The 6,531-nt window shown below is 60.2% G+C and carries 6 protein-coding genes; all 6 read right to left on the minus strand.

Going from position 1 to position 6,531, the window contains the following annotated elements:
• Positions 1-180: 180 nt before the first annotated feature.
• The gene (locus tag BM300_RS06060; protein WP_092462315.1) at positions 181-1,401 is read right to left on the minus strand and encodes an aspartate aminotransferase family protein; all 1,221 of its coding nucleotides are present in this window, start codon (positions 1,399-1,401) and stop codon (positions 181-183) included.
• A 407-nt stretch (positions 1,402-1,808) separates the two neighbouring features.
• Positions 1,809-2,789: a transcriptional regulator ArgR gene (gene argR, locus BM300_RS06065; RefSeq protein ID WP_092145232.1), complete on the minus strand. Its 981-nt coding sequence runs from the start codon at positions 2,787-2,789 to the stop codon at positions 1,809-1,811.
• 113 nt (positions 2,790-2,902) lie between these two features.
• On the minus strand, positions 2,903-3,667 hold the full coding sequence (locus BM300_RS06070; protein ID WP_063324708.1) for an ABC transporter ATP-binding protein: 765 nt from the start codon (positions 3,665-3,667) through the stop codon (positions 2,903-2,905).
• A gap of 56 nt (positions 3,668-3,723) precedes the next feature.
• Positions 3,724-4,422 (minus strand): ABC transporter permease, encoded by a 699-nt coding sequence (locus BM300_RS06075; protein ID WP_072346411.1) that lies wholly within the window; start codon positions 4,420-4,422, stop codon positions 3,724-3,726.
• Positions 4,419-5,108 (minus strand): ABC transporter permease, encoded by a 690-nt coding sequence (locus tag BM300_RS06080; protein ID WP_092462317.1) that lies wholly within the window; start codon positions 5,106-5,108, stop codon positions 4,419-4,421. The genes BM300_RS06075 and BM300_RS06080 overlap by 4 nt, the downstream gene beginning before the upstream one ends.
• A 90-nt stretch (positions 5,109-5,198) precedes the next feature.
• Positions 5,199-5,972 (minus strand): ABC transporter substrate-binding protein, encoded by a 774-nt coding sequence (locus BM300_RS06085; RefSeq protein WP_047701101.1) that lies wholly within the window; start codon positions 5,970-5,972, stop codon positions 5,199-5,201.
• Positions 5,973-6,531: the final 559 nt, after the last annotated feature.

The following is a 6,531-nucleotide window of genomic DNA, read 5'->3' on the forward strand; positions in this document are numbered from 1 at the left end:
AAACGGTTCGACCAGGGGTCGAGACATGAAAAAAATACCGGACCGACTACCGCATCCGTTCGAGTGCGGGAGCGGGCTTGCTCGCGAAGAGGCCATCACTTTCAACGCAGATGTTGACTGATCGATCGCCTTCGCGGGCAAGCCCGCTCCCACATTTGGATCCTGTCCGGCCTTAAGGAATCAGGCTTGCGTCAGCTTCGCCACGGCCCGCTCGAAACGATCCAGGCCTTCGTCGATGTCGGCGTCTTCCACCACCAGGCTCGGGGCGAAGCGAATCACGTCCGGGCCGGCTTGCAGGATCATCAGGCCTTCCTGTTCGGCGGCGTTGAAGATGTCCTTGGCCTTGCCTTTCCAGGCGTCGTTCAGCACGCAGCCGATCAGCAGGCCCAAACCGCGCACCTGGGTAAACAGGCCGTACTTCTCGCCGATCTGCTCCAGGCGCGCCTTGAACTTGGCGTGCTTGGTTTTGACACCACCGAGCACCTCAGGGGTATTGACCACATCGATCACCGCTTCGGCCACCGCGCAGGCCAGCGGGTTGCCGCCGTAAGTGGTGCCGTGGGTGCCGACCACTAGGTGCTTGGCCAGCGCTTCGGTGGTGAGCATCGCCGCGATCGGGAAACCACCACCCAGGCTCTTGGCGCTGGTGAGGATGTCCGGGACCACGCCGTAATGCATGTAGGCGAACAGGTGGCCGCTGCGGCCCATGCCGGTCTGCACTTCATCGAACACCAGCAATGCGTCGTGGGCATCGCACAGGTCGCGGGCGCCTTGCAGGTAGGCCTGCTCGGCCGGCAGCACCCCGCCCTCGCCCTGGATCGGCTCCAGCACCACGGCGCAGGTCTTATCCGAAATGGCGGCTTTCAAAGCGACCAGGTCGTTGTAGGGAACGTGGGTGATGCCAGTAATTTTAGGACCGAAGCCGTCGGAGTACTTCGACTGCCCGCCGACGTTGACGGTGAACAAGGTACGACCGTGGAAGCTATTGAGCGCGGCGATGATTTCGTACTTCTCGCTGCCGAAACGATCGAACGCGACACGACGGGCCAGCTTGAAGGCGGCCTCGTTGGCTTCGGCGCCCGAATTGCAGAAGAACGCGCGCTCGGCAAAGGTTGCGTTGACCAACTTATGGGCCAGGCGCAGGGCCGGCTCGTTGGTGAATACGTTGGACACGTGCCACAACTTGTTGGCCTGTTCGGTCAGTGCGCCGACCAGCGCCGGGTGGGCGTGGCCCAGTACGTTGACTGCAATACCGCCAGCAAAGTCGATCAACTCACGACCGGATTGGTCCCATACGCGGGAACCGGCACCACGCACAGGGATGAAGGCAGCAGGTGCATAGTTGGGAACCATAACCTGGTCGAAATCGGCGCGTTGTACCGCGGCTTGCTCAACGGACATCGGAGTCTCCTGATGAGGAACACCCGCCTGGAACTGGCGGGCTTGGTAAGGATTGTAAGGACAGTTTTCAGCCCGGCCTTGCCGCCAAGCGACAACTTCTTATAGCGCCAACCCACGTTTTTCGCGGGTTTACGGCAATGCGACAAATAGCGTCGCAAAGGCGCAGTTTAAACGTTGCCAAGGGATTTGAGGCCCCTGCATCCATATTTCCCTGGCCAGCCACAACTGGAGCTTGAGAGGCGTTATCTGTGGCGAGGGAGCTTGCTCCCGCTGGGGCGCGCAGCGTCCCCCAGAAAAAACCCCGATCAATCTGAGGCACCGGGGTTACCATTTGGGTCCGCTTCGCGGCCCAGCGGGAGCAAGCTCCCTCGCCACAGGAAGTTGTCTTACCCCAGGAGCCTTATGCCCTAGCCCCGTTCGGACGGCACCGACGACAGTTCGAACGGGCTGCTGCTGCGGCGCTGGTTGCGGTCTTCCCGCGGTGTGGCGCCGAAGAAGTTGCGGTAGGCGCTGGAGAAGTGCGGCCCCGAGGAAAAACCGCAGGACAGGCCGATCTGGATGATGGATTTGCTGGTCTGCATCAGCATCTGCCGGGCCTTGTTCAGGCGCAGTTCCAGGTAATACTGACTGGGCACGCGATTGAGGTATTGCTTGAAGATCCGCTCCAACTGTCGACGGGATACACAGACATGCTGGGCGATCTCGTCGGTGGTCAGCGGCTCCTCGATGTTGGCTTCCATCAACAGCACTGCCTGGGTGAGCTTTGGATGGCTGGAGCCAAGACGGTTCTGCAACGGGATGCGCTGACGCTCGCCGCCCTCGCGAATGCGCTCGACCACCAACTCTTCCGACACCGCACCGGCCAGTTCCGCGCCGTGATCGCGAGCCAGCACCGCCAGCAACAGGTCGAGCACCGACATGCCGCCGCAAGCGCTCAGGCGATCGCGATCCCAGTCAAACAGATGGCTAGTGGCGATGACCTTGGGGAAGCGCTCGGAGAAATCGTCCTGCCAGCGCCAATGCACGGCGGCACGGTAACCGTCGAGCAAACCCAGTTGGGCCAGGGGATAGACACCGGCAGACAAACCACCAATCACACAACCGGCACGCACCAGTTGCTTGAGGGCGCTGCTCAGGGATGAGGCCAGCGCAGCCGGCGGCTCATCGGCCAGCAGGAAAAGCTTCTGCAAGCCTTCGAGCCTGCCAGCCCAGGGCTCGCCCGGCAGTTGCCAGGCGCCGTCGACCGGTGGTTCGGCCTGCAAGAACGACAGTTCATAGACCACATCCGGATGCACCCGCTGAGCAACACGCAAGGCCTCCTCGGCCAGCGCCAGCGTCAAGGCTTTAGTGCTGGGCCAAATCAGGAAACCTATTCGATGGGCAGTCATGGCGGGCGATCCGAAGCGAAAACAGTGTTAAAGCCAAAAGCGGCTGCAACCAAATTAGACCATCTGGCGCGCGGTGCGCAGCATGACCCAAATCAGGTGCGTAACGGGAGCGATTACTTGAGGCTGCCCGAAAGAAATTGTTGCAAGCGCTCGGATTGCGGATTGACCAGCACTTCGCGCGGGTTGCCGCTTTCTTCGACGATGCCCTTGTGCAAGAACACCAGTTGGTTCGACACTTCACGGGCAAAGCCCATTTCGTGGGTCACCACCACCATCGTCCGGCCTTCCAGGGCCAGGCCCTGCATCACCTTGAGCACATCGCCTACCAGTTCCGGGTCGAGGGCCGAGGTCGGCTCGTCGAACAGCATCACCTCCGGCTCCATCGCCAGCGCACGGGCGATCGCCACACGCTGCTGCTCGCCGCCGGACATGTGGCCCGGGTAGGCGTCCTTGCGATGGGCCACGCCGACCTTGTTCAGGTAGTGCTCGGCTTTCTCCCGCGCTTGAGCCTTGGTCACGCCCAGCACATGCACCGGCGCTTCCATGATGTTTTCCAGCGCGGTCATGTGGGACCACAGGTTGAAATGCTGGAACACCATCGACAGCCGCGAACGCATGCGCTGCAGTTGCTTGGGGTCTGCGGCCTTCAACGCGCCGTCCTTGCCGGCGACCAGCTTCAACTCTTCGTTGTTGAGCAGGATCTTGCCAGCATGGGGTTGCTCAAGCAGGTTGATGCAACGCAGGAAAGTACTCTTGCCGGAGCCACTGGAGCCGATGATGCTGATCACATCGCCAGCGGCGGCTTTCAGGGACACGCCCTTGAGCACTTCGTGACTGCCATAGCGTTTATGCAGGTCTTGGACTTCAAGCTTGTACATGCGGTCGGTTCTCACAAAACGTCAGTCGTTGAGCAGTCGATCGGATCGATGCGTTATCAGTGCTTGCGCGGGGCCAGGTAACCCAGCCAGCGGCGCTCGGCCAGCTTGAACAGGCGCACCAGGATGAAAGTCAGGCACAGGTAGAAAACGCCGGCCGTGATGTAGGCTTCGAACGGCAAGTAGTACTGCGCATTCACTGTGCGCGCGGCACCGGTGATGTCGATCAGGGTCACGATGGAGGCCAGGCTGGTGGTCTGCAACATCATGATCACTTCGTTGCTGTATTGCGGCAGCGCCCGACGCAAGGCCGATGGCAGCAGGATCCGGCGATACAGCTTGTAGCGCGACATGCCCATGGCCTTGGCCGCTTCGATCTCACCATTGGACGTGGCCCGCAGGCTGCCGGCGATGATTTCGGCGGTGTAGGCGCTGGTGTTGATGGCGAACGCCAGGCACGCACAGAAGGTCGCACTGGACAGCCACGGCCAGAGGAAGCTTTCGCGAACGATCGCGAACTGCGCCAGCCCGTAGTAGATCAGGAACAGTTGCACCAGCATCGGCGTGCCGCGGATCACGTAGGTGTAGAGCCAGGCCGTCATGTTGACGACCGGCTGCTTGGACACCCGCATCAGCCCCAGGGGCAACGCCGCCAGCAGGCCGAAGAACAGCGACAGGGCCAGCAACTTCAGAGTGGTCAACAAGCCACTGAAATACAGCGGCAAGGCTTCATAGATGACGTTGTAGTCGAAGATCATAGATCAGCCGCCCTTACGCCTACCGAGTAGCGCTTCTCAAGGTGACGCAATGCCAGTAACGAGACACTGGTGATCACCAGGTACATCGCCGCCACTGCGAGGAAGAAGGTGAAAGGCTCGCGCGTGGCATCTGCCGCCTGCTTGGCCTTGAACATCATGTCTTGCAGGCCCACCACCGAAATCAGCGCGGTGGCCTTGGTCAGCACCAGCCAGTTGTTGGTGAAGCCCGGGATCGCCAGGCGAATCATCTGCGGCACCAGCACCCGGAAAAACACCTGGAACCCGTTCATGCCGTACGCCATGCCCGCCTCGGCTTGCCCCTTGTGGATCGCCATGAAGGCACCGCGGAAGGTTTCCGACAGGTAGGCACCGAAGATGAACCCCAGAGTGCCGATACCGGCCGCCAGCGGGTTCAGGTCGATGTAATCGTCGTAGCCGAGCATCGGCGCCACGCGGTTGAGCAAGTCCTGGCCGCCGTAGAAAATCAGCAGGATCAGCACCAGATCGGGAATACCGCGAATGACCGTGGCATACAGGTCGCCCAGCCACGCCAGCCAGCGCACCGGAGAGAGGCGCAACGCAACGCCGATCAACCCCAGGACGATGGCCAGGGCCATGGACGACAAGGCGAGCTCAAGCGTCAACCATGCGCCATCGAGGATGACAGCCCCGTAGCCTTTCAACATGATTCAGGTCCTCGAAAGTGGGATGAAAAAATGGCGCAAACCGCAGAGATCCTGTTGCTTGCGCCATTTCGCACGAGTGGTGGGACGTCGTTACTTGCCGTAGATGTCGAAAGCGAAGTATTTGTCCTGGATTTGCTTGTACTTGCCGTTCTCGCGAATGGCCGCGATCGCGCCATTGATCTTGTCCTTCAACGCGTCGCCCTTGCGCACCGCGATGCCGACGCCGTCGCCGAAGTACTTGACGTCGGTAAAGGCCGGGCCGACGAACGCGAAGCCCTTGCCGGCATCGGTCTTGAGGAAGCCGTCATCCAACAGCGTAGCGTCTGCCACGGTGCCGTCGAGACGACCAGCGGACACGTCCAGGTAGATCTCGTTCTGCGAACCGTATGGCTTGATCTCGGCACCCAGCGGGGCCAGGACTTCACGGGCGAAACGCTCGTGGATCGAACCACGCTGCACGCCGATATTCTTGCCCTTGAGCTCGGTCAGACCGTCGCTGACCTGGGTACCGGCCTTCATCACCAGACGAGCCGGGGTGTTGTAGTACTTGTTGGTGAAATCAACCGACTTCTTGCGATCTTCGGTGATCGACATGGACGACAGGATCGCGTCGATCTTGCGAACCTTGAGCGCCGGGATCAGACCGTCGAACTCTTGCTCGACCCACACGCACTTGACCTTCATCTCTTCGCACAGCGCATTGCCGATGTCGTAGTCAAAACCGACGATGCTGCCATCCGGAGCTTTAGAAGCGAACGGAGGGTAAGCCGCTTCGATACCAATCTTCAGGGGTTTCTCATCAGCGAAGGTTGGCAGGGACAGCACGGACAGTGCCAGGGCGCCAAGCAGCACAAGTTTCTTCATCTTGGGACTCCATCGGTAAAGGGCAAAAACGGCAGAGTGAGCAACAGCCCAATATGCGAATGGGTGAAACGAACTTTGGTGCTGCGTCCTAGGAAGCTCATGGTTTATTCAACACGAGCCACGACGAGCGAGTGATCGGCATTCTAACGACAGGCCCGAAGCCGATATTTCTTCAATGCGACAACAAATTACAGAAGCACCGAGAAAGCTGTTCGAGCGCATTGACAGCCTCGCAAATTCATGCAAGAGCAAAAGAAGGGAAACCGATCTATGCTGCAAATAGCGGGCCCATTATTCGCAAACCCTTCTAATCCGGCAAGCACAGCGTGTCGGCTTATTTTTGGAGACACCCGGAAGCGCCCTGTATCGGGGCTTGGCGTTTCACATCGCCCCGTTGTGGCGCCTTTGGTTACACATTTCGAAACACCGGTAACGTTCGGAAGCGTCTGACGACGAAGATCGATATTTATTCGCAGACCATGCCGGCCAAACACAAAACCCCGTGGCGAGGGAGCTTGCTCCCGCTGGGCTGCGCAGCAGCCCCAAAGCCAGGCACCGC

Origin of the sequence: Pseudomonas sp. NFACC46-3 (assembly GCF_900114515.1) — a bacterium.
Taxonomy (GTDB): domain Bacteria; phylum Pseudomonadota; class Gammaproteobacteria; order Pseudomonadales; family Pseudomonadaceae; genus Aquipseudomonas; species Aquipseudomonas fluorescens_Q.

Bases quoted from the DNA above. Each gene is read 5' to 3' on its own strand.
- BM300_RS06060 (WP_092462315.1), bottom strand. From the start codon at position 1,401: ATGTCCGTTGAGCAAGCCGCGGTACAACGCGCCGATTTCGACCAGGTT.
- argR (WP_092145232.1), bottom strand. From the start codon at position 2,789: ATGACTGCCCATCGAATAGGTTTCCTGATTTGGCCCAGCACTAAAGCC.
- BM300_RS06070 (WP_063324708.1), bottom strand. From the start codon at position 3,667: ATGTACAAGCTTGAAGTCCAAGACCTGCATAAACGCTATGGCAGTCAC.
- BM300_RS06075 (WP_072346411.1), bottom strand. From the start codon at position 4,422: ATGATCTTCGACTACAACGTCATCTATGAAGCCTTGCCGCTGTATTTC.
- BM300_RS06080 (WP_092462317.1), bottom strand. From the start codon at position 5,108: ATGTTGAAAGGCTACGGGGCTGTCATCCTCGATGGCGCATGGTTGACG.
- BM300_RS06085 (WP_047701101.1), bottom strand. From the start codon at position 5,972: ATGAAGAAACTTGTGCTGCTTGGCGCCCTGGCACTGTCCGTGCTGTCC.